This is a genomic window from Roseococcus pinisoli (genome assembly GCF_018413645.1).
In the GTDB taxonomy this organism is placed as follows: domain Bacteria; phylum Pseudomonadota; class Alphaproteobacteria; order Acetobacterales; family Acetobacteraceae; genus Roseococcus; species Roseococcus pinisoli.
Genome location: NZ_JAHCDA010000001.1, coordinates 1,100,510 through 1,119,957 on the forward strand (window position 1 = coordinate 1,100,510; position 19,448 = coordinate 1,119,957).

Below are 19,448 nucleotides of genomic sequence, written 5' to 3' on the forward strand. Positions count from 1 at the left end.
TGGAAGGTTCATGCTTTCCTCTTCAGCAACGGCCGATCCGCTTGCTGGCCACAGATCCCGATTGCGGAAGCCCTCAGACGTGATTACGCTCTCTGTCATATCGTGATCACACTATGCCGGTGGCCGTCCGAGCCAGGCCCAGAAAGGGAGTTCGTCCTCTTGCGTTACGCCATGCTCCGCCCCTTGGTCGCGGCTGCCGCTACCCTCTTCCTCACCGCCGCGCCGGCCTTCGCGGGCGCCACGCTCGATGCCGTGCGCCGCAACGGCCATGTGCGCTGCGGCGTCTCCGTCGGCGTCGCGCATATGTCGCTGGCCGACAGCTCGGGCCGCTGGCAAGGCTTCGATGCGGAGATCTGCCGCGCGGTCGCCACGGCCGTCTTCGGCGACCCCGAGAAGGTCCGCTTCGTGCCCACGACGGCGCAGACGCGCTTCACGGCGCTGCAGTCGGGCGAAGTGGACATGCTGTCCCGCACCACCGCCCTCTCGCTCTCGCGTGACAGCACGCTGGGCCTGAACCAGACGGTCGCGCATTTCTACACGGGCCAGGGCGTCCTCGTGCACCGCCGCACCGGTGCGACCCGCGTGGGCGAGATGGACGGCGCCACCATCTGCGGCACCCAGGGCAGCATCAACGAGCGCAATCTCGAGGACTGGGGCCGGACCCGCAACGTCCGCTTCCGGATCATCTCCTTCGACACGCCGCAGGCCGTGCTCGCCGCCTTCAACGCCAATCGCTGCGACGGCATCACCAACGACATGATCAACCTCTCGGCCAACCGGCTCGCCTCGCCGGATCCGTCGGCGCTGGTCCTGCTGCCCGACCTGATCCAGAAGGAGATGCACGGCATCCTCGTCCGCAACGGCGATGCGGAATGGGCCGCGCTGACGCGCTGGGCGGTCTTCGCCATGATCCAGGGCGAGGAATTCGGCCTGACGCGCGCGAATGTCGAGGAGCAGCGCCGCACCGCCACCGATCCGCAGGTCCGCCGCTTCCTGGGCCTGACCGACAATGTCGGCGTGGGCTTCGGCGTCTCCGCGAACTTCGCCTATGACATCATCCGCCAGGTGGGCAATTACGGCGAGGTCTTCGACCGCACGGCCGGCCCGGGCGGCCTGGGCATGGAGCGCGGCCTGAACCGCCTCTGGACCGACGGCGGCCTGCATATCTCCTGGCTCTGGCAATAATAAGAATCCGAGGACAAGACCCATGCCGCCGCTCGATACCGTGATCGCCCCGCGCAACACCGACCTCGACACCGCGCTTGCCGAGGCGCGGGAGGCCTATATCGCCGCCCGCCCGAAGAGCGCCGCCGCCTATGAGCGCGCGAAGCAGGTGATGCCGGGCGGCAATACCCGCTCGACGCTCTACTACTCGCCCTTCCCGACCGCGATGGAGAGCGGGCAGGGCTGCTACATGAAGGACATCGACGGCCACGACTATCTCGACCTCTGCGGCGAGTATACGGCCGGTCTCTTCGGGCATTCCGAAGCGCGCATCCTCAAGGCCATCGAGGGCGCGATCGGCCGCGGCCTGAACCTCGCCGCCGCCGGCGAGCGGGAGTCGGTCTTCGCCGGCATCATCTGCGCCCGCTTCCCCTCCATCGAGCTGGTGCGCTTCACCAACAGCGGTACCGAGGCAAATCTCTTCGCCTTCTCGGCCGCGCGCGCCTTCACGGGCCGTCAGCGCCTTCTGGCGATGAACGGCGGCTACCACGGCGGCATGATGACCTTCGCCGGCGGCGGCAGCCCGGTGAACGCACCCTTCCCGGTGACGCTCGCGCCCTACAACGGCATCGAGGCGACGCGCGCGCTGATCCGCGAGCACAAGGACGAACTGGCCGCGATCATCGTCGAGCCCATGATCGGCGCTGGCGGCTGCATCCCGGCGAGCCGCGAGTTCCTGCAGATGCTGCGCGACGAGGCGACGGCGCACGGCATCGTCCTCACCTTCGACGAGGTGATGACCAGCCGCCACAGCGCCGGCGGCCTGCAGAAGCTGCATGGGATCACGCCGGACCTCACGACGCTCGGCAAGTACATCGCGGGCGGCATGTCCTTCGGCGCCTTCGGCGGACGCAAGGACATCATGGCGGTCTATGACCCGGCGCATCCGAAGGCGCTGCCGCATGGCGGCACCTTCAACAACAACGTGCTCTCCATGTCGGCCGGCGTGGTCGCGATGGGCGAGATCTTCACCGAGGAGGCCTCGGAAGCGCATCGTGCGCGGGGTGACGCGCTGCGCGACGCGCTCAACGCCGTGTGCCGCAAGCATGGCGTGGCGATGCAGTTCACCGGCGTCGGCAGCATGACGCAGCCGCATTTCCGCAGCGAGCCGATCCTGCGTCCTTATACGCAGTCGGCGACCGAGGAAGGCGTGCGGGAGCTCTTCTTCCTCGACCTCATGGCGGCCGGGATCTACATCGCGCGCCGCGGCATGACGGCGCTGAGCCTGCCGGTCGGCGAGGCGGAATGCGCCCGCTACATCGCCGCCGTCGAGGCCTTCTGCGTCGCGCGCAAGCCGCTGCTCGGCGTCGCCTGAAGTCCTTATAGGGAGCCGGCCTCCGCTGCCGGCTCCTAACGCCTTCGCCGCTCTGCGCCCCCGATCTGGCGCGGCGCGGCGGGGCCTGACATGTTGGCCCGAATTCCGCGCCCGACCGGCGCGGCCAGGAGGGAAACATCCGCATGTCGAACCCGCTTCCGGCGATGTCCCGCCGTTCGATCCTCACAGGCTCCGCCGCCGTTCTCGCCACTCCGGTCCTCGCCCAGGCGCCCTGGCCCAACCGGCCCGTCCGCATGGTCGTGCCCTGGCCGGCGGGCGGCGCGGCCGACCTCACGGGCCGTATCTACGCCAATGCGCTGTCCCAGAAGACCGGCCAGCCCTTCGTCGTGGAGAATCGCGGCGGCGCCACCGGCACCATCGGCGAGCAGGCCGTGATCCAGGCGCCGGCCGACGGCTACACGATCATGAACGAGTCCACGCCGATCTCGATCACGCCGGCCCTCATGCCGGACCTGCGCTTCTCGCCGCTTCGGGAATTCCAGCCCGTCTTCAAGACGATGAGCGTGCCGCAGCTCGCCATGGTCCATCCCAGCGTGCCGGCGCGCACGCTGCCCGAGCTGATCGCGCTGCTCCGCACGGCGAACGGCAATTTCGCCGCCGGCTCCTCGGGCATCGGCTCCATGCAGCACCTGGTGCTGGAGCTCTTCACGCGCGGCGCCGGCGTGCAGGTGAACCATGTGCCCTATCGCGGCGGCGGGCCCGCCATGTCCGACCTGCTGGCGGGCTCCATCAAGCTGTACTTCGGCAATGTGAACAGCTCCGTCGCGCATGTCCGCGCGGGCAGCGTGCGCGCGCTGGCGCATACGGCCGGCACGCCACGCATCAACGCGCTGCCCGACCTGCCCGCCATGTCCGAGACGCTGCCGGGCTTCGAGACGGCGGAGTGGAACGGCATCTTCGTGCGCACCGGCACGCCGCCCGAGATCGTCCAACGGCTCAGCGCCCTGCTCAACGAGATTGTCGCCGAGGCGGATATCCAGCAGACGTTGCGCAACGGCGACCTGACGGCCGAGCCCAATACGCCCGCGCAGTTCGACACCTTCTTCCGCGGCGAGACGGCGCGCTGGGCGCGCTTCATCGCCGAAGCGAACATCCGACTGGAGTAGCGCGCATGACCACGAAGCTGACCGCCGGCGGCCACGTCGCCATCGACGAGGCCTGGCTGGCCCGGCGACAGGAGCCGATCCTGGAGCCCGGCCTGCCGATCATCGATCCGCACCACCACATCTGGGACCGCCACGGCGAGACCTACCTCCTGCCCGACCTGCTGGCCGACACGGCCACGGGCCATGACATCCGCGCCACCGTCTTCATCCAATGCGCCTCGATGTACGACGAGGCGGCGGAGCTCGCGCGGCGCCCGCTGGGCGAGACGCGCTTCATGACGGCGCTGGCCCAGGCGTCGGAGTCCGGGAAGACGCGGGCCTGCGCCGGTCTCGTCGGCCTCGTGGACCTGACGCTCGGCGATCGCGTGACGCCGCTGCTGGAGGAGCACGTCGCGCTGTCCGGCGGCCGCTTCAAGGGCGTGCGCAACCGCACGGCCTGGGATCCCTCGCCGCGCGTGCGCAGCAACCTCGAGATCGCGCCGCCCGGCCCGCTGGCCGATCCGGCCTTCCGGGATGGCGCGAAGCGCCTGGGCGAGCTGGGCCTGACGCTCGACGTCTGGGCCTATCATCCGCAGCTGCCGCTGGTGTGGGAGGTTGCGCGCGCCGCGCCGGGCACCACCGTCGTCATCGACCATTGCGGCGGCCAGATCGGCGTCGGCCCCTATGCCGGCCGGGAGGCGGAGGTCTTCGCGGAATGGCGCGGCGCCATGGAGAAGCTCGCCGAGCTGCCGAATGTGATGGTGAAGCTCGGTGGCCTTGCGATGGAGATCAGCGGCAAGCAGTGGCATCTGCGCGACCTGCCGCCGAGCTCCGAGGAGCTTGCGGCGGATTGGCGTCCGCAGATCGAGACCTGCATCGAGCTCTTCGGCGCGGACCGCTGCATGTACGAGAGCAACTTCCCCGTGGACAAGGGCATGTGCGGCTATGCGGCGCTGTGGAACGCCTTCAAGCGGATCTCCACCGGCGCCAGCGCGGCGGAGAAGACGGCGCTGTTCTCAGGGACGGCGGCGCGGATCTATGGGCTGAACGTCTGAGGGATGAGAGGGCTCCGCCCTCTCACCTCTCCCGCCACGGCTTTCTGCCCTGGACCCCTCAAGGCAGGCCATTGCGGATGTGGCGACGGAAGGCCGGCCGCTCGGAAAGCCTTTCGTAATAGGCGGCGAGCGCGGGCAGCTCCGGCCGTTCCGGCAGCTTCGACATCGAGAACCAGCGGTGCACGACGAAGCCGGCCGGGATATCGGCCAGGGTGATCTCGTGCCCCGCCAGGAAGGGCTGCCCGCCGGCCAAGGCGGCGTCCAGCTGGCCCATCCGCTTCGCGTATTCCGCGCGGCCGACCTCGAGGAACTGCGGCTGGCGCCAGGGCTCCAGCCCCAGCTCGCCGCCGAGATAGGCGCCGCGCATGGCCACCGTCATGTCGTAGGCGACCCAGTCCATCCAGGCCTCCACCTGCGCGCGCTCGACGAGGCCGCGCGGGTAGAAGGACCAGGCGTGCTCGCGCGAGGCGAGGTAGCGCAGGATGACGTGGGATTCGCGGATCGCCGCCTCGCCATCCACCAGCACGGGCACCGTGCCGAAGGGATTGAGGGCGAGGAATTCCGGCACATTGGTCGGCCGGAAGTCGCGGCCCCAATCCTCCTGCTCGAAGGCGAGGCCGAGCTCGTCCAGCAGCCAGAGCACCTTGCGGACGTTGTAGGCGTTTTTCCGGCCGAGCAGCCTGAGCATGCGATCCTCTTCCTGAAGCGGAAGAGGCAGGGTCGGCCCGCGCCCGCGGGCTGTAAAGTCAGGCGGGCTTCCGGCGCAGCCGCTCCAGCAGCGGCATCGCGATCCGGCCCACCAGCGGGACCAGCACGGCGCCGACGGCCAGCCCCAGCAGTGCCGAGACGGTGGCCGTGACGAGCCATCCCGCCGCGCCCCCGACCGGCGGGACCAGCCGCGCCGCGGCCGCCGCCGCGTCGTGCACTGCCGCCGCGGGCGCGGCGAGGCCGAAGCCCTCGAGCCCATGCAGCAGGATGCCGCCGCCCACCCAGAGCATCGCCGCCGTGCCGACGGTGCCCAGCAGCTTCAGGAAGCCCGGCATGCCGCGCACCAGCCCGCGCCCGATGGCCCGGACGGCCGATCCGTCGCCGAAGCGGCCGGCGGCCATGGCCAGGCCCAGATCATCCGTCCGCACGATGAGGGCGACCACGCCATAGACCAGCACCGTGAGGCTGACGCCCACGACGGCCAGGATCACGGCCTGCATCCAGAAGCTGCTCTCCGGAATGGTCGCGAGCGAGAGGGCCATGATCTCGGCGGAAAGAACGAAGTCGGTCTTGATGGCGCTGGCGACGCGCGCCTCCTCGAGTGCCACGGCATCCTTCGCGCCCTCTTCCGCGGCCGCCGCCTGCGGCTCGGCGGCATGCGGGCGCAGGGCATGGAGGACCTTCTCCGCGCCCTCGTAGCAGAGGAAGGCACCGCCCAGCATGAGCAGCGGCGTGATGGCCCAGGGCGCCAGGAGGCTCAGCGCCAGGGCTGCGGGCAGCAGGAAGAGCAGCTTGTTCTTCAGCGAGCCGATCGCGATCTTCTTCACGATCGGCACCTCGCGGTCGGCCGCGAAGCCGACCACGAAGCGCGGCGTCACGGCCGCATCGTCGATGACGACGCCCACGGCCTTGCTGCCGGCCTTCGCCGCCTGGCCCGCCATGTCGTCGAGGCTGGCGGCGGCGATCTTCGCGAGCGCCGCCACGTCGTCCAGCAGGGCGATCAGGCCGGAGGCCACGGCGCCCCCCTCTGCGACGGGGAGCGGCGCATGTCAGTCCGGCCCGGCATTCCGGCCCGGCGGGGCAGTCAACTCACGCGGTTCTCCACCAGCTCCGTCACCACTGCCGGATCGGCGAGGGTCGAGGTGTCGCCCAGGCTGTCCGTCTCGTTGGCGGCGATCTTGCGCAGGATGCGGCGCATGATCTTGCCCGAGCGCGTCTTGGGCAGGCCCGGCGCCCACTGAATGGCGTCCGGCGTGGCGATGGGGCCGATCTCCTTGCGGACCCAGGCCACCAGCTCCTTGCGCAGCGCCTCGGTCGGCTCCTCGCCGGCCACCAGCGTCACATAGGCGTAGATGCCCTGGCCCTTGATGTCGTGCGGCATGCCGACGACGGCGGCCTCGGCCACCTTGGGATGCGCGACCAGCGCGCTCTCCACCTCGGCCGTGCCCATGCGGTGGCCGGCCACGTTGATCACGTCGTCCACCCGGCCGGTGATCCACCAGTAGCCGTCGGCATCGCGCCGCGCGCCGTCGCCCGTGAAGTACTTGCCGGGGAAGGTGGAGAAGTAGGTCTGCGCGAAGCGGGCATGGTCGCCGTAGATGCTGCGCATCTGGCCGGGCCAGCTGTCGGTGATGACGAGGTTGCCCTCGGTCGCGCCTTCCAGGACCTTGCCGTCGCCATCCACCAGCGCGGGGAAGACGCCGGGCAGGGGCAGCGTGGCGGAGCCGGGCTTCTGGGCCACGGCGCCGGGCAGCGGTGAGATGAGGATGCCGCCGGTCTCAGTCTGCCACCAGGTGTCCACGATGGGGCAGCGCTCGTCGCCGACCACGCGGTAGTACCAGAGCCAGGCCTCGGGATTGATCGGCTCGCCGACCGAGCCCAGCACGCGCAGCGACTTGCGGGAATGCTTCTTCACCGGCCCCTCGCCCTCGCGCATCAGGGCGCGGATGGCGGTGGGGGCGGTGTAGAAGATGTTGACCTGGTGCTTGTCCACGACCTGCCACATGCGGCCGGAATCGGGGTAGTTGGGCACGCCCTCGAACATCAGCGTGGTCGCGCCGTTCGCGAGCGGGCCGTAGACGATGTAGGTGTGGCCGGTCACCCAGCCCACATCCGCCGTGCACCAGTAGATCTCGCCCGGGCGGTAGTCGAAGACCAGCTCATGCGTGAAGCTGGCCCAGACCATGTAGCCGCCGGTCGTGTGCAGCACGCCCTTCGGCTTTCCGGTGGAGCCCGAGGTGTAGAGGATGAAGAGCGGGTCCTCGGCGTTCATGCGCTCGGGCTCGCAGGTGGCGGGCTGGGCCTCGGCCGCCTCGTGCCACCAGAGGTCCCGGCCCTCCTGCATGGCGACCTGGGTGCCCGTGTTGCGCACCACCAGCACGTGCCGGATGGAGGGGCAGGTCTTCAGCGCCTCGTCCGCATTGGCCTTCAGCGGCACCTTGCGCCCGCCGCGGCGGCCCTCATCGGCCGTCAGCAGGACCGAGCATTCGGAATCCTGGATGCGGCTCGCCAGGCTGTCGGGCGAGAAGCCGCCGAAGACGATGGAATGCACCGCGCCGATGCGCGCGCAGGCCAGCATGGCCACCGCCGCCTCGACGATCATGGGCAGGTAGATGCAGACGCGGTCGCCCTTCTTCACGCCCAGCGCGCGGAGCGCGTTGGCGACGCGGCAGACCTGGGCATGCAGCTCGGCATAGGTCGTCTTGCTGTCGGCGTTGGGATCGTCGCCCTCCCAGAGGATGGCCACCTGGTCGCCGCGCCCGGCCTCGAGATGCCGGTCCAGGCAGGAGACGCTGGCGTTCAGCTCGCCATCCTCGAACCACTTGATCGAGACGTCGCCGGTGAAGTCGGTGTTCTTGATCTTCGTCGGCGTCTTCATCCAGGCGATGCGCGACGCCTCCTGGCGCCAGAAGCCGTCCGGGTCGCTCGCGGCGGCCTGCACCATGGCGGCCCGCCGCTCGGCGGTGACGCGCGCGGTGGCGGCGATCTCGGGCTTGATGGCGATGAGCGTGTCATCGGTCATGGGCGTTCGCTCCCTCGATGCGATCCTTATTCAACCCAGACAAGGGCATGCCGGATCGGATGCCGTCAATCATGGGGTGGAAGCGAACAGAAAAAACCCCCTCCGGAATGGTCCGGAGGGGGACAGAGGTGCCGGTCGATAGTCGGACCGGTTGGGTTGGGAGAGACGGTGAAACGCCGTTGCGGGCGTTTAGTTGACGCGCGGCGTGCTCGGCGCCGGGGTGGTGCCGGCCTGGCCTGCCGGAGCGGCGGGGCGGGCGGGCGCCTCGGCCTGGCTGGCCGGCGCGCGGGGCGCGCTCGCCTGGCCGCCGGGATGCGCCGGCGTCGCCGCCTGGCGGGCGGGGGCATGGGTCGTCCCCGTGGTGCGCGGCGCCGTCGTGCTGGCGGCATGCGGGGCGGCCGGGGAGGCAGCAGGGGCGCGGGCCGGATCCGCCGCGAAGGCGGGGGCGCCGAGGCCGATCAGCAGGGCGGTGGCGAGAAGGGCAGGGCGAATGGTCTTCGTCATGATGTTCCTCCTTGGGGAACCGCGCCGTACCGGGAGGGGCGGCGCGTAAGAAGGAGGTTGGGCCGGGCGTGTGAAGGGTCTCGGGCGGCCGCAAGGTCGTTTGAGGGCGGGCGCGGCAATTCCGGGGCAGGCAAGGCGGCCTGCCATTTTCCCAAAGCGAGGCATCATTTGTGGCGAGAAATGCACCCTTCTGGCATTTCTTGCCAATGGCGCGCGACATCCTCTTCCTGGCCTATCCCGGCGTGCAGCCGCTGGACCTCGCCGGGCCCTACCAGGCCTTCACCTCGGCGAATGAGGAGGCGGGAAGCGAGCAATATTGCCCCCGCGTGGCGGCCGAGACGCCGGGCCCCATCCCCCTGCAGGGCGGCCTGCCCGTGGTCGCGACAGCCATCCCCGACGGGCCGGTGGACACGCTGCTCGTCCCGGGCGGGCCCGGCATGCGGGAGGGCCGGCGCTCACCGGGGCTGCTGGGCGCCATCCGGCACCACGCGGCTTCGGCGCGGCGCGTCTCCTCGGTCTGCACGGGCGCCTTCCTGCTGGCGGAGGCGGGGCTGCTGGAGGGTCGGTCCGCGACGACGCATTGGCGGGCCTGCGAGCAGCTCGCCTGCGAATTCCCGGCCGTCCGGGTCGAGCCCGACCGCATCTGGGTGCGCGACGGCGCGATCTGGACCTCGGCCGGCGTCACGGCGGGGATCGACCTCGCGCTGGCCATGATCGAGGAGGATCTCGGCGTGCGGCTGGCGGCGCGGGTGGCGCGACGCCTCGTGGTCTATATGCGGCGCGCCGGCGGCCAGTCGCAGTTCAGCGCGCCGCTCGAGATGCAGGCGACGGACAGCTTCGCCGGGCTGATGGCCTGGGCGGAGGAGAACCTCCATCTGCCGCTGACCGCCGAGATGCTGGCCGACCGGGCCGGCCTCGCCCCACGCAGCTTCCACCGCCATTTCGTCGCGGCCACGGGCGCCACGCCGGCCAAGGCGATCGAGCGCCTGAGGCTGGAGCGCGCCTGCGCGCTGATGGAGACGACGCGCCTGTCCAACGGTGCGGTGGCGCGGCAGGTCGGCTTCGGCTCGGAGGAGCGGATGCGCCATGCCTTCGCCCGGGGCTTCAGCCTGGGGCCGTCGGAATGGCGGGCGCGCTTCGGCGGCTGAGCTTCCTGGCAGGAATTACGTTCGATTTGTCCTTTCTGCCAAGGCGGGGCTCGCCCAGGATGGTAGCCTCGAAGGAAAGAGCCCCATGTCCCAGGATACCAAGGTCGCCGGCCTGCTGATCTTCCCCGGCCTCACGCAGCTCGACATGACGGGCCCCTACGAGGTCCTGGCCCGCCTGCCGGGCTGGCGCGCCGAGCTCGTGGCCCGGACCATGGACCCCGTCCGCACCGATCGCGGGCTGACGCTGCTGCCCATGGTCGATTTCGCGCATGCCCCGCAATTCGATCTGCTCGTGGTCCCGGGCGGCCCCGGCACGGACGACCTGCTGCTCGACGAGGAGACGGTGGCCTTCGTCCGGCGCCAGGGCGAGGCGGCGGCGCATATCTTCGGCATCTGTACCGGCAGCCTGCTGCTGGGGGCGGCGGGCCTGCTGCGCGGAAAGCGGGCGGGCGGCCATTGGTCGGCCCGCGACCTGCTGGCCCGCTTCGGCGCCACGGTCAGCGACGCGCGCATGACGGTGGACGGCAAGGTCTATACGGCCGGCGGCGTCACCTCGGGCATCGACATGGCGCTCAGGGTCGCGGCGGATCTCGCGGGCGAGGATGTCGCCCGGCAGATCCAGCTCCTGATCGAATACGACCCCGAGCCGCCCTTCCGCTCCGGCACGCCCTTCGTGGCGCCGCCGCATATCCTGGAGCGCGCGAAGCAGGCCGGCGCGCCGCGCCGTGAGATGCGGGAGCGCCTCACGGCCGAGGCCGCGGCGCGGCTGCGCGAGCGCGCCTGACCGCTACTTCCCCGGCACCCAGACCTTGAAGGTCGAGCCCTGGCCGATCTCGCTGTCGATCGACAGCTGGCCGCGGTGCCGGGCCAGGATGTGCTTCACGATGGCGAGGCCGAGCCCCGTATTGCCCACCCCGCGCGCCCGCGCCTTGTCCACGCGGTAGAAGCGCTCGGTGAGGCGGGGCAGGTGCTCCCGCGGGATGCCGGGCCCGTCGTCGATCACCGAGAAGGTCACGCCGTCGCGGTTGCCGTGGCGGGCGGGGCCGGCCTCGAGGCGGACCTCGTGCGTGGCGTGGCGTAGGGCGTTGTCCAGCAGGTTCCGGGCGACCTGCGCGAGCTGGTCCGCATCGGCCGGCGCGGCCAGGAGCGGCGCTTCCGGCAGCGCGAGGGCCAAGTGGATCCGGCGCGCCGCGAAAAGCGGTTCCAGCGCCGCCGCCTCCGCCTGCAGCAGCGCGGTCAGGTCGGCCTCACCTTCCGGCGCCTGGTGCTCGCTGATCTCGACGCGCGAGAGGCCCAGCAGGTCGTCGATCAGACGGCGCATGCGCTCCGACTGCTCGGCCATGATGCCGAGGAAACGCTCCTGCGCGACCGGATCGTCCTTCGCCGGGCCGCGCAGCGTCTCGATGAAGCCGATGATGCTCGCCAAGGGCGTGCGCAGCTCGTGGCTGGCATTGGCGATGAAATCCACGCGCATCCGCTCCACCGCGCGGGCCGCCGTGCGATCGGTCAGCACGACAAGCAGCTTGCCGCCATCGGCCAGCGGGGGATTGAGCGCCAGGACCTGGGCCGAGAGCTCCCGTGTGAGGGCGCCGGGCAGCGCCAGCTCGGTCGCTTGGGGGCGGTCGTCGGCCAGCGCGTGGTCGAGGGCGGCGGCCATCAGCGGGTGCCGCAGCAACGCGCCCAGGTCGCCGCGTGCGGCCATGTCGCGCTGCAGGCCGAAGACGCGGCGGGCGGCGGTATTGGCGCGCAGCAGGCTGCGATCCGCGCCGAGGATGAGCAGTGGGTCCGGCAACGCCTCGACGATGGCGCCGTCCGAGGCGCGGAGTTGGGTGACCAGCGCGGCGCGCGCGGCCAGCGAGCGGGCGAGGCGGCCCAGCCCCTCCTCCACCCGGCCGATGGCCGGCAGGCGCGGCAGGGGCAGGGGCGCGCTGAAGGGGCCTTCCTCGTCGGCGGCGCGCAGGAGCACGGCCGCCAGCCGGGCCATGCCCGAGAGCCAGAGCCAGGAGAGAGCCAGGGCAGCCGTCAGGCACAGCAGGATCGCGGCCAGGGCGGTGCCGGCGCGCAGCTCGCCGAGCGCCGCCAGGGTAACGAGGACCACCGTCGGCGCACCGCCGATCAGCGCCGCCATGGCGAGCAGGCCGCCCATCTCCAACTTCCTCCCATTTCCAGTCCGTCGGCGTTGATACGCGCGCGGACGAAATGATTCACGCGTCAGCTTGGAGAAACCTGCGACGGGAGCCACCCACCCGCCCTTGCGGGCAGGGTGGGCAAGCCTGCGCTAGCTGCCCGCTGCGCCCGGAACCGGCGCCGGCTGGATGAGCTGCGCTTCCGCGCCTGGCCGCACGGCGAAGATCGCCAGGCCCCGCGCCAGCGCCCCGCCTTCCAGCAGGCGCACCGGGCCGTCCGCGCCCATGAAGGCCGTGCCGACCGGCGGGCCGCCATCCCGTGCCGAACGCGCGGCCAGCGCCAGCGCGTCATAGGCGACGCCGGCGAGGCGCGAGGGGCGGTCGCCGAAGGCCTGGCGATACTGCTCGTCGAAGCGGCGGCGCGCCTCGGGATCCGGCGCGGGGAACCAGGCGTTGACCAGCGCCGGCTCGTTGCCGATCGCCTCGTCACCGGCCCAGAGGGCGGTGCCGAGGATCCGCGGCAGGCCGCCGGGGAAAGCGGCGCCGAGCGCCGCGCCGGCCGCGCGGGCGGCCGCGCCGCCATGGCCGATCAGCACGGCCTCGGGCTGCGCGGCGGCGATCTGCTGGGCGGCGGCCGCCTGATCGGCGCGCGCCGGGGTGAGCACCACGGTCGGCGGTGGCGCACCGATCTGCTGCATCGCCTCGCGCAGGGAGGCGGCGAGGCGGCGGCCGAAGGCGTCGTCGGCGGCCATCAGCGCGAAGCGGCGCGCCCCGCCCTCGGAAGCGGCGGAGACGATGCGGCGGACCTGCTGGCTCGGCGTCGTGCCCAGCACCCAGACGCGGGCGGAGGCCTGGCCTTCGTCGGAGGTGAAGGCGAAGACCGGGGCCTGCGAGCCGCGCGCTGCGTTCACGACGGCCGCGGTCTCGGTGAGCGTCAGCGGCCCGGCGAGAGAGACGGCGCCGTCGGCCAGCACGTTGCGTGCCGCCTCGGCCGCGCCGGTGGGGGTGCTCCGCGTGTCGCGCGGCAGCATCTCGATTCGCCGGTCGCCCTGGTCGAAGAGGGCAAGCTGCGCGGCGTTGAGCATGGTCTGGCCGAGCGGCGCGTTACTGCCGGTCAACGGCAGCAGCACCCCAACGCGAAGGCGTGCCTCGGCCGGCGCCTCGCCGCCATTCCAGGCGCCCGCGCCGCCGATCTGCGGCCGTGCGCCGCCAAGGGGTTGCGGGGCGCAGCCGATCAGCAGAAGGAGGAGTGACGCGAGGGCGAGCCCCGATGGAAACAGACGACGCATATTTACCCCCTTCAACACCGGGACTGACCCTCGTTGCCACCCCTATCGGCAATCTGGGTGACCTGTCCCCTCGCGCCGCCGCGGCGCTGGCCGAGGCCGGCGCCGTGCTCTGCGAGGACACCAGAGTAACGTCCAGATTGCTGGCGCGGCATAGTATTTCCGCGAAGATGCTCGCTTTGCACGACCACAACGAGGAAAGCGAGGCCCCCCGGCTGGTTTCCCGCATGCTGGCCGGCGAGCGCTTCGCCCTGGTGAGCGATGCCGGAACGCCGCTGGTGTCGGACCCGGGCTACCGGCTCGTCCGTGCCGCGATCGCGGCGGGCGTCGTCGTCAGCGCGGTTCCGGGCCCGAGCGCGGTGGTGATGGCGCTGACCCTGTCGGGCCTGCCGCCACACCCCTTCCTGTTCCACGGCTTCCTGCCGACCAAGGCCGCCGCGCGCGCCGCCGAGGTGTCGCGGATCGCGGCTGTGGAGGCCGCCGGACTGTCGGCCTCGCTGGTCTTCTACGAGGCGCCGCACCGCACCGGCGAGGCGCTGGCGGCGCTGGCCGAGGGCCTGGGCGCCGACCGGCCCGCCTGCGTCGCCCGCGAGCTGACCAAGCGATTCGAGGAAGTCCGCCGCGGCAGCCTCGGCGAGCTCGCGGCCCATTACGCCGTGCATGAGGCGCGGGGAGAGGTCGTGCTCTGCGTCGGCCCCGCGCCGGCGCCGGCCGCGGCCAGCGCCGAAACCCTCGACGAGGCGCTGCGCGCGGCGATGGCGACGCTTTCGGTGCGTGACGCTGCCGCGACGGTGGCCGAGGCCACCGGCCTGCCGCGCAAGCGCGTCTATGCCCGCGCCCTGGAGCTAGCGGCGGGGCGTTGAACGGCGCGGTTCGTTCCGCGCGACGTTCATGGCGTAGGTCGATCGCAGCGGCACGGTGACCCGCCGCCCGGCGGGAACGGCGGAGGCGGGAATGGCCGAGAGCAGGTCCTTCTCGGCCTCGACGAGCATCACGCCCGCGAAACGGCGGGCGAGCCGATGCCCCGTGCGGTCCCAGAGGACGGCCCCGCCCAGTGGCCGCCGCGAGGGGAAGGGCGGCATGAAGAGCGCGGCCTCGCGCCGGGTGACGCGGAACAGGCGCTCCTCCAGCAGGCGGGCCAGCTGGCCCTGCGAATAGGGACGGCCCTGGCCGAAGGGCGTGTGGTCGAAATGCGCCCAGGCGCCCAGCCGATTCGGCACCACCACCATCAGCCGGCCGTCGTCGCGCAGCACGCGCCAGCACTCGCGCAGCAGGCCGAGCGGCGCGTCGCTGGTTTCCAGCGCATGCACCAGCAGGATGCCGTCCAGGCTGGTATCGGGCAGGGGCAGGCGGGCATCATCGGCCAGCGCCGTGCCGGGCGCCGCGCCATGCGGCGTCAGCATGATCCGCCGTCCGGTCCCCGGCCACAGGCCCATATAGGGCGCCGCCCAGCCGAGGCCGAGCAGGTCCCGCCGCCCGGCCTCCGACCAGAGGGGCGCCAGCCGCGCGCGCACCATCCGCGCCGCCATCCGCCCCAGCGGGGAGGCGTAGAATTCCGTCAGCCCGTGGACCTCTTCGCTCATGCGCGGGATATAGGTGAGGACACAGCTCCCAGGGAGGCCTTGCCGTGACCTTGACCGTGAAGCCCATTGCCATCCTCGAGGACAACTACGCCTGGTTCCTCCGCGACGAGGCCACCGGAATCACCGCCGTGATGGACGCCGCGGTCGTCGAGCCGATCGCGGAATTCATCGCGGCCGAGGGCGGCCGGCTGGACTGGCTGCTGATCACGCATCATCACGGCGACCATATCGCCGGCATCGCCGAGCTCGCGTCGCGGACCGGCGCGAAGGTCGCCGGCAATGCGGCGGATGCGAAGCGCCTGCCGAAGCTCGACGTCGCGGTGAATCCCGGCGACGTCTTCGCCCTCGGCAATTCCGAGGCGCAGATCATCGACACGCCGGGCCATACGCGCGGCCATATCTCCTGGCATTTCCCCACGGGCGAGGCACTGTTCTGCGGCGACACGCTCTTCGCCGCGGGCTGCGGCCGGCTTCTGGAAGGCACGCCGGAGGAGATGTTCGCCTCGCTGCGCAAGCTGACCGTGCTGCCGGAGGCGACGAAGATCTGCTGCGGGCATGAATATACGCTTTCCAACATCCGCTACGCCCTGAGCGTCGAGCCGGCTAATGCGGCGCTGAAGGCGTTCGAGGCGCAGGCGAAGGCGCTGCGCGCGGAAGGAAAGCCGACCCTGCCAACGACGCTCGGCACGGAGCACGCCATCAACCCCTTCCTGCATGCGCGGGACGTGGCGCATTTCGCCGAGCTGCGCGCCGGCAAGGACAACTTCCGCTGAGACGGCGGGGGCCTCGCGGCCCCCGTTCTCCCCGGCACGCCTCACAGGAATCCGATCATGAAGCTGCATTTTTCCGCCGCCAGCCCCTTCGTCCGCAAGGTCAGCGCCGTTGCCCTGCACCACGGCATCGAGCTGGACCGCGTCGTCACCAACCCCCATCTCAGCCCGCCGCATCTCCTCGTCGACAATCCGCTCTCCAAGGTGCCGGCGCTGGTGCTCGACAACGGCATGTCGCTGCCCGACAGCCCGGTGATCTGCGAGTATCTCGACAGCATCGGTACGGCGGCGAAGCTCTATCCCGCGGCCGGCGCGCCGCGCTGGGAGGCGCTTCGCCTCGCCGCCCTGGCCGACGGCATGCTTACCGTCTCGGTGCTGCGCCGCGGCCTCTCGATCCAGCCGGTCGAGGAGGCGCGCACGGCGATGATCGAGCGGCAGAAGATCGCGGTGGCCCGCACGCTCGCCCAGCTGGAGCAGGAAACGCTGCCGGCCACGCTGAACATCGGCGTCATCGGCCTGGTCTGCGCGCTGGGCTACCTCGACTTCCGTTTCGGCGATGATGACTGGCGGGCCCGCCACCCCGCGCTGGCGGCCTTCTTCGCCGCGCAGTCGGAGAACCCGATCTTCGCCCAGACGGCCCCGCAGGGGTGAATCTGCGCGATCCCGCGCTGGATCCGGCCGCCGTGATCGCGGCGCTGGACCTGCGCCCTCACCCCGAGGGCGGCCATTACCGGGAGGTCTGGCGCGATGCGCCGGCCTCGGGTGGGCGCGGGGCGGGGACGGCAATCTACTACCTGCTGGGGCCGGGCGAGCGCAGCCATTGGCATCGCGTCGATGCCGCGGAGGCCTGGCACTGGTATGCGGGCGGGCCGCTGGCCCTGCGGATTTCGGCCTCCGGGCAGGAGGTCGAGGAACGGCGGCTCGGCCCCGAGCTGGCGGCCGGCGAGCAGCCCTTCGGCCTCGTGCCACCGGGCTGGTGGCAGGCGGCGGCGCCCCTGCAGGGATGGGTGCTCTGCGGCTGCACCGTCTCGCCCGCCTTCGAGTTCTCCCGGTTCGAGATGGCGTCGCCTGGCTGGGAGCCCGGCGCATGAGCACTTCGCTGGCCTGGGACGAGCGCTATGCCGGCGGCGGCTTCCAGTTCGGCGACGCCCCCAACGAATACCTCCTGGCCCAGGCCCGGCGCCTGCGGCCCGGCCTATCTGCCCTGGCCATCGGCGACGGCGAGGGCCGCAACGGCGTCTGGCTCGCGGGCCAGGGGCTGGAGGTCACCTCGCTCGATTGGTCGCCCGTCGGGCTGGAGAAGGCGCAGGCCCTGGCCAAAGCGCGGGGGCTGCGCCTGCAGACCGTCGTCGCCGATGCCGCGAGCTGGGACTGGCCCGAGGCGCGCTTCGACCTGATCGCCTGGATCTACCTGCACCTGCCGCCGGCCGATCGCGCGCGGGCCACCGCGGGCGCCCACCAGGCCCTGAAGCCCGGCGGGCTGCTGGTGCTGGAATGCTTCAGCCCCGCCCAGCAGGGCCGGCGCAGCGGCGGGCCGAAGCTGCCCGAGCTCCTCTGGGATCGCGGTATCGTCGAGCGGGGATTCGAGGGCTGGGAGATCCTGGAGCTGACCGAGGGCGCCGTCCGGCTGGACGAGGGGCCGCGCCACCAGGGCCTGGCCGAGGTCGTGCGGGCGGTGCTGCGCCGTCCCTGACGCGGCCCGCAACCGTGGGGTCGGCCGCCCGTTTGGAAGGCATGAAGCGCAAATCCGACACCCCTTCCTCCCCCGGCGAAGCCAAAGGCAAGCCCGACAACAGCCGCGAGCGCACCGAGGACGAGATGGAGAAGGGCCTGCCCGCGAACCAGCGCCGCGGCCCGCAGGACAAGAGCGACCAGCGGCCGGCGCCGGACAAGTCGACCCACGATCAATAGCCGGCCTTAACGCCCAACGGGTCAGGGACGGCTGACGTCTGTCCTCAGGCCGGCGTGAGCGGCAGGATCTGGGCGCCAGGGGCGGCCGCCGCGGCGCGATCCAGCGGTGTCGTCCGGCTGGCCTCGCCGGCATCGTCATGCAGCGTGGCGAGCCACGCGACATGGCGCGAATAAGCGGGCGCCTCGGCCCCCGCATACCAGGCGATGGCGGCGCCGGTGCGGGCGAGGAGCAGATCCAGCGCCGCCCTGCGATCATCCACGCCGTCGTCTTTCACCACCTGCCGCGGTAGCATCGGGGTCACGACCTGGACGCCGGTTACCGGGCAGGGAACGATCCGCAGGCTCGCCGCCTCGGCCTCCACGGCTTCCTCGAGGAAGAAGACGTCGCGGTCGCGGGCGATGCCGCGCATGAGGAGGCGGAGGCGATCCGCCTCGGCCCATCGCACCGGGGAAAAGCAGATGATGGGGGCGTTGAAGGTCCGTAACGCCGCAGCGGCTACGTAATTCGTCCCGTCCATGGTCGACATCTCATCCTGAGCCAAAGATGCCGACGGCCAGACGCCGCATCCGGGACGAGAACTCTCGGCAAAGGGCGCGGTTTCCGCGGAAACTACAAAATCGGCTGGATCGCGGGCAAAATTCGTGCCATTCTATGCCGAAGAATAAAGATCAGGCGGTGCCAGGCGTTTTCTTGCGGTCGCGCTCGATCAATTCCAGCAACGCCGCCGGGATCGGCTCGCTGGCGATGTCGTCATACATCTTGTGAAGGCCCCGCTCGAGCCACAGCTCGAATGCAACATCGGGCGCGGCCTTTCGGCCCCGCCCGGCGTTCCCGAGGGTCTGCGTCGCCGCAGACCTCTTGGACGAACCTTCGGAACTATCGGACACGAAGGCTCCTAGGAGAGACGGGCGCCGTCTCCGGCATAGTTGGGAGGAGTCGACACCTTAGTGCGGGTGGCCGCCTGTCGCACCTGCCGCTTGGCGGAGGGCTTGGAGACGGGCGCCTCCTCGTCTTCACCCAGCATCCAGATCTTGAGCTGCTTGCGGGCGCGGAAGACGCGGCACTTCAGGGTGCCGACGGCGACGCCGAGCTGCTCGGACGCCTCTTCGTAGGACAGGCCCTGAACCGAGATCATCATGAGGACGAGGCGCTGATCGGAAGGAAGGCGGGCGAGATTGGCGCGCAGCTCCTTGAAAGCGATGTTCTCCTCCTGGCCGCCACTGCGTCCCAGCAGCGACGAGGGGGCATCCTCGATATCCACCGTCTCGCGGCGGCGCCGGAAGTTGGAGAAGAATCGGTTGCGCATGATGCGCGTCATCCAGGCGCGGAAGTTCGTTCCGGGCTCGAAGGAATGCTGCGCCGCCAGCGCATTCGTCACCGCCGCCTGGACAAGGTCCTCGGCGTCGGCGCGGTGACGGGTCAGCGCCAGCGCCTGCTGACGCAGGGACGGCAGCGCGCTCAGGAGCAGGTCGTGGAAGGACGGCAGCGGTGCGGCGGAAGTATCGGCCTGCTCGGCGACATTCGGGCGCATCTGGAACTCCTCGGGACTTCTCATGAACCGTACAACTTGCGGGAAAGGTCAGGGTTGCATGCCCCTGACGGAATCTTTGAAAAAATCTTCGCTTTGCGGTCGGCCCGGCTGCAACCCGCGTCGCGACGGGGGGTTAGCACCCGCAATGATCCCATCCG

22 protein-coding genes are annotated in these 19,448 nt (G+C 71.2%); 12 read left to right on the forward strand and 10 right to left on the reverse strand.

Going from position 1 to position 19,448, the window contains the following annotated elements:
• The first annotated feature begins 171 nt into the window (after positions 1-171).
• From KHU32_RS05340 to KHU32_RS05355, 4 genes are all read left to right on the forward strand, one after another.
• Positions 172-1,185, forward strand: coding sequence for an amino acid ABC transporter substrate-binding protein (locus tag KHU32_RS05340; RefSeq protein WP_213668974.1), 1,014 nt, complete (start codon positions 172-174; stop codon positions 1,183-1,185).
• 22 nt (positions 1,186-1,207) lie between these two features.
• Positions 1,208-2,539, forward strand: coding sequence for an aspartate aminotransferase family protein (locus tag KHU32_RS05345; protein WP_213668975.1), 1,332 nt, complete (start codon positions 1,208-1,210; stop codon positions 2,537-2,539).
• Between the two features lie 143 nt (positions 2,540-2,682).
• The gene (locus KHU32_RS05350) at positions 2,683-3,666 is read left to right on the forward strand and encodes a Bug family tripartite tricarboxylate transporter substrate binding protein (protein ID WP_213668976.1); all 984 of its coding nucleotides are present in this window, start codon (positions 2,683-2,685) and stop codon (positions 3,664-3,666) included.
• A gap of 5 nt (positions 3,667-3,671) precedes the next feature.
• Positions 3,672-4,700 (forward strand): amidohydrolase family protein, encoded by a 1,029-nt coding sequence (locus tag KHU32_RS05355; RefSeq protein ID WP_249680560.1) that lies wholly within the window; start codon positions 3,672-3,674, stop codon positions 4,698-4,700.
• A 58-nt stretch (positions 4,701-4,758) separates the two neighbouring features.
• Here KHU32_RS05355 and KHU32_RS05360 read toward each other — a convergent pair whose 3' ends face one another.
• From KHU32_RS05360 to KHU32_RS05375, 4 genes are all read right to left on the reverse strand, one after another.
• Positions 4,759-5,388 (reverse strand): glutathione S-transferase family protein, encoded by a 630-nt coding sequence (locus KHU32_RS05360; protein WP_213668977.1) that lies wholly within the window; start codon positions 5,386-5,388, stop codon positions 4,759-4,761.
• Between the two features lie 58 nt (positions 5,389-5,446).
• Positions 5,447-6,424 (reverse strand): DUF808 domain-containing protein, encoded by a 978-nt coding sequence (locus KHU32_RS05365; protein WP_213668978.1) that lies wholly within the window; start codon positions 6,422-6,424, stop codon positions 5,447-5,449.
• Between the two features lie 68 nt (positions 6,425-6,492).
• Positions 6,493-8,430: an acetate--CoA ligase gene (gene acs, locus KHU32_RS05370; protein ID WP_213668979.1), complete on the reverse strand. Its 1,938-nt coding sequence runs from the start codon at positions 8,428-8,430 to the stop codon at positions 6,493-6,495.
• 189 nt (positions 8,431-8,619) lie between these two features.
• Entirely contained in the window at positions 8,620-8,934 is a 315-nt protein-coding gene (locus tag KHU32_RS05375; protein WP_213668980.1) for a hypothetical protein, read from the reverse strand.
• A gap of 206 nt (positions 8,935-9,140) precedes the next feature.
• Here KHU32_RS05375 and KHU32_RS05380 point away from each other — a divergent pair, with 206 nt between their 5' ends.
• Positions 9,141-10,082, forward strand: a complete 942-nt coding sequence (locus KHU32_RS05380) for a GlxA family transcriptional regulator (protein WP_213668981.1) — start codon at positions 9,141-9,143, stop codon at positions 10,080-10,082.
• An 85-nt stretch (positions 10,083-10,167) separates the two neighbouring features.
• Positions 10,168-10,866 (forward strand): DJ-1/PfpI family protein, encoded by a 699-nt coding sequence (locus KHU32_RS05385; protein ID WP_213668982.1) that lies wholly within the window; start codon positions 10,168-10,170, stop codon positions 10,864-10,866.
• Between the two features lie 3 nt (positions 10,867-10,869).
• On the opposite strand, the gene KHU32_RS05390 is transcribed toward KHU32_RS05385, so the two are convergent.
• Both KHU32_RS05390 and KHU32_RS05395 read right to left on the reverse strand, forming a co-directional pair.
• A complete protein-coding gene (locus KHU32_RS05390; RefSeq protein WP_213668983.1) occupies positions 10,870-12,228 on the reverse strand; it encodes an ATP-binding protein in 1,359 nt (452 codons plus the stop codon).
• Between the two features lie 132 nt (positions 12,229-12,360).
• Positions 12,361-13,497: a penicillin-binding protein activator gene (locus KHU32_RS05395; protein ID WP_213668984.1), complete on the reverse strand. Its 1,137-nt coding sequence runs from the start codon at positions 13,495-13,497 to the stop codon at positions 12,361-12,363.
• Between KHU32_RS05395 and rsmI the strand changes: the two genes are divergently transcribed.
• Positions 13,479-14,357, forward strand: a complete 879-nt coding sequence (gene rsmI, locus KHU32_RS05400; RefSeq protein WP_213668985.1) for a 16S rRNA (cytidine(1402)-2'-O)-methyltransferase — start codon at positions 13,479-13,481, stop codon at positions 14,355-14,357. The genes KHU32_RS05395 and rsmI overlap by 19 nt on opposite strands.
• Here rsmI and KHU32_RS05405 read toward each other — a convergent pair.
• Positions 14,340-15,077, reverse strand: coding sequence for a methyltransferase domain-containing protein (locus KHU32_RS05405; RefSeq protein ID WP_213668986.1), 738 nt, complete (start codon positions 15,075-15,077; stop codon positions 14,340-14,342). The two genes, rsmI and KHU32_RS05405, sit on opposite strands and share 18 nt — an antisense overlap.
• A 44-nt stretch (positions 15,078-15,121) precedes the next feature.
• Between KHU32_RS05405 and gloB the strand changes: the two genes are divergently transcribed.
• From gloB to KHU32_RS05430, 5 genes are read left to right on the forward strand one after another with little or no spacing between them, the layout of a single operon-like run.
• Positions 15,122-15,850, forward strand: a complete 729-nt coding sequence (gene gloB / locus KHU32_RS05410) for a hydroxyacylglutathione hydrolase (protein ID WP_213668987.1) — start codon at positions 15,122-15,124, stop codon at positions 15,848-15,850.
• Between the two features lie 57 nt (positions 15,851-15,907).
• Positions 15,908-16,498 (forward strand): glutathione S-transferase N-terminal domain-containing protein, encoded by a 591-nt coding sequence (locus tag KHU32_RS05415; protein WP_213668988.1) that lies wholly within the window; start codon positions 15,908-15,910, stop codon positions 16,496-16,498.
• A complete protein-coding gene (locus tag KHU32_RS05420; protein ID WP_213668989.1) occupies positions 16,495-16,938 on the forward strand; it encodes a cupin domain-containing protein in 444 nt (147 codons plus the stop codon). The genes KHU32_RS05415 and KHU32_RS05420 overlap by 4 nt, the downstream gene beginning before the upstream one ends.
• Entirely contained in the window at positions 16,935-17,540 is a 606-nt protein-coding gene (locus KHU32_RS05425) for a class I SAM-dependent methyltransferase (protein WP_213668990.1), read from the forward strand. Before KHU32_RS05420 ends, KHU32_RS05425 begins: the two co-directional genes overlap by 4 nt.
• A 41-nt stretch (positions 17,541-17,581) precedes the next feature.
• Positions 17,582-17,758 (forward strand): hypothetical protein, encoded by a 177-nt coding sequence (locus tag KHU32_RS05430; RefSeq protein ID WP_213668991.1) that lies wholly within the window; start codon positions 17,582-17,584, stop codon positions 17,756-17,758.
• A 44-nt stretch (positions 17,759-17,802) separates the two neighbouring features.
• Here KHU32_RS05430 and KHU32_RS05435 read toward each other — a convergent pair whose 3' ends face one another.
• From KHU32_RS05435 to KHU32_RS05445, 3 genes are all read right to left on the reverse strand, one after another.
• Positions 17,803-18,276: a hypothetical protein gene (locus tag KHU32_RS05435; RefSeq protein WP_213668992.1), complete on the reverse strand. Its 474-nt coding sequence runs from the start codon at positions 18,274-18,276 to the stop codon at positions 17,803-17,805.
• 151 nt (positions 18,277-18,427) lie between these two features.
• Positions 18,428-18,646 carry a NepR family anti-sigma factor gene (locus KHU32_RS23410; protein ID WP_213668993.1) on the reverse strand — a complete coding sequence of 73 codons (219 nt, stop codon included), beginning with the start codon at positions 18,644-18,646 and terminating at the stop codon, positions 18,428-18,430.
• Between the two features lie 8 nt (positions 18,647-18,654).
• The gene (locus tag KHU32_RS05445) at positions 18,655-19,290 is read right to left on the reverse strand and encodes a sigma-70 family RNA polymerase sigma factor (RefSeq protein WP_213668994.1); all 636 of its coding nucleotides are present in this window, start codon (positions 19,288-19,290) and stop codon (positions 18,655-18,657) included.
• Positions 19,291-19,448: the final 158 nt, after the last annotated feature.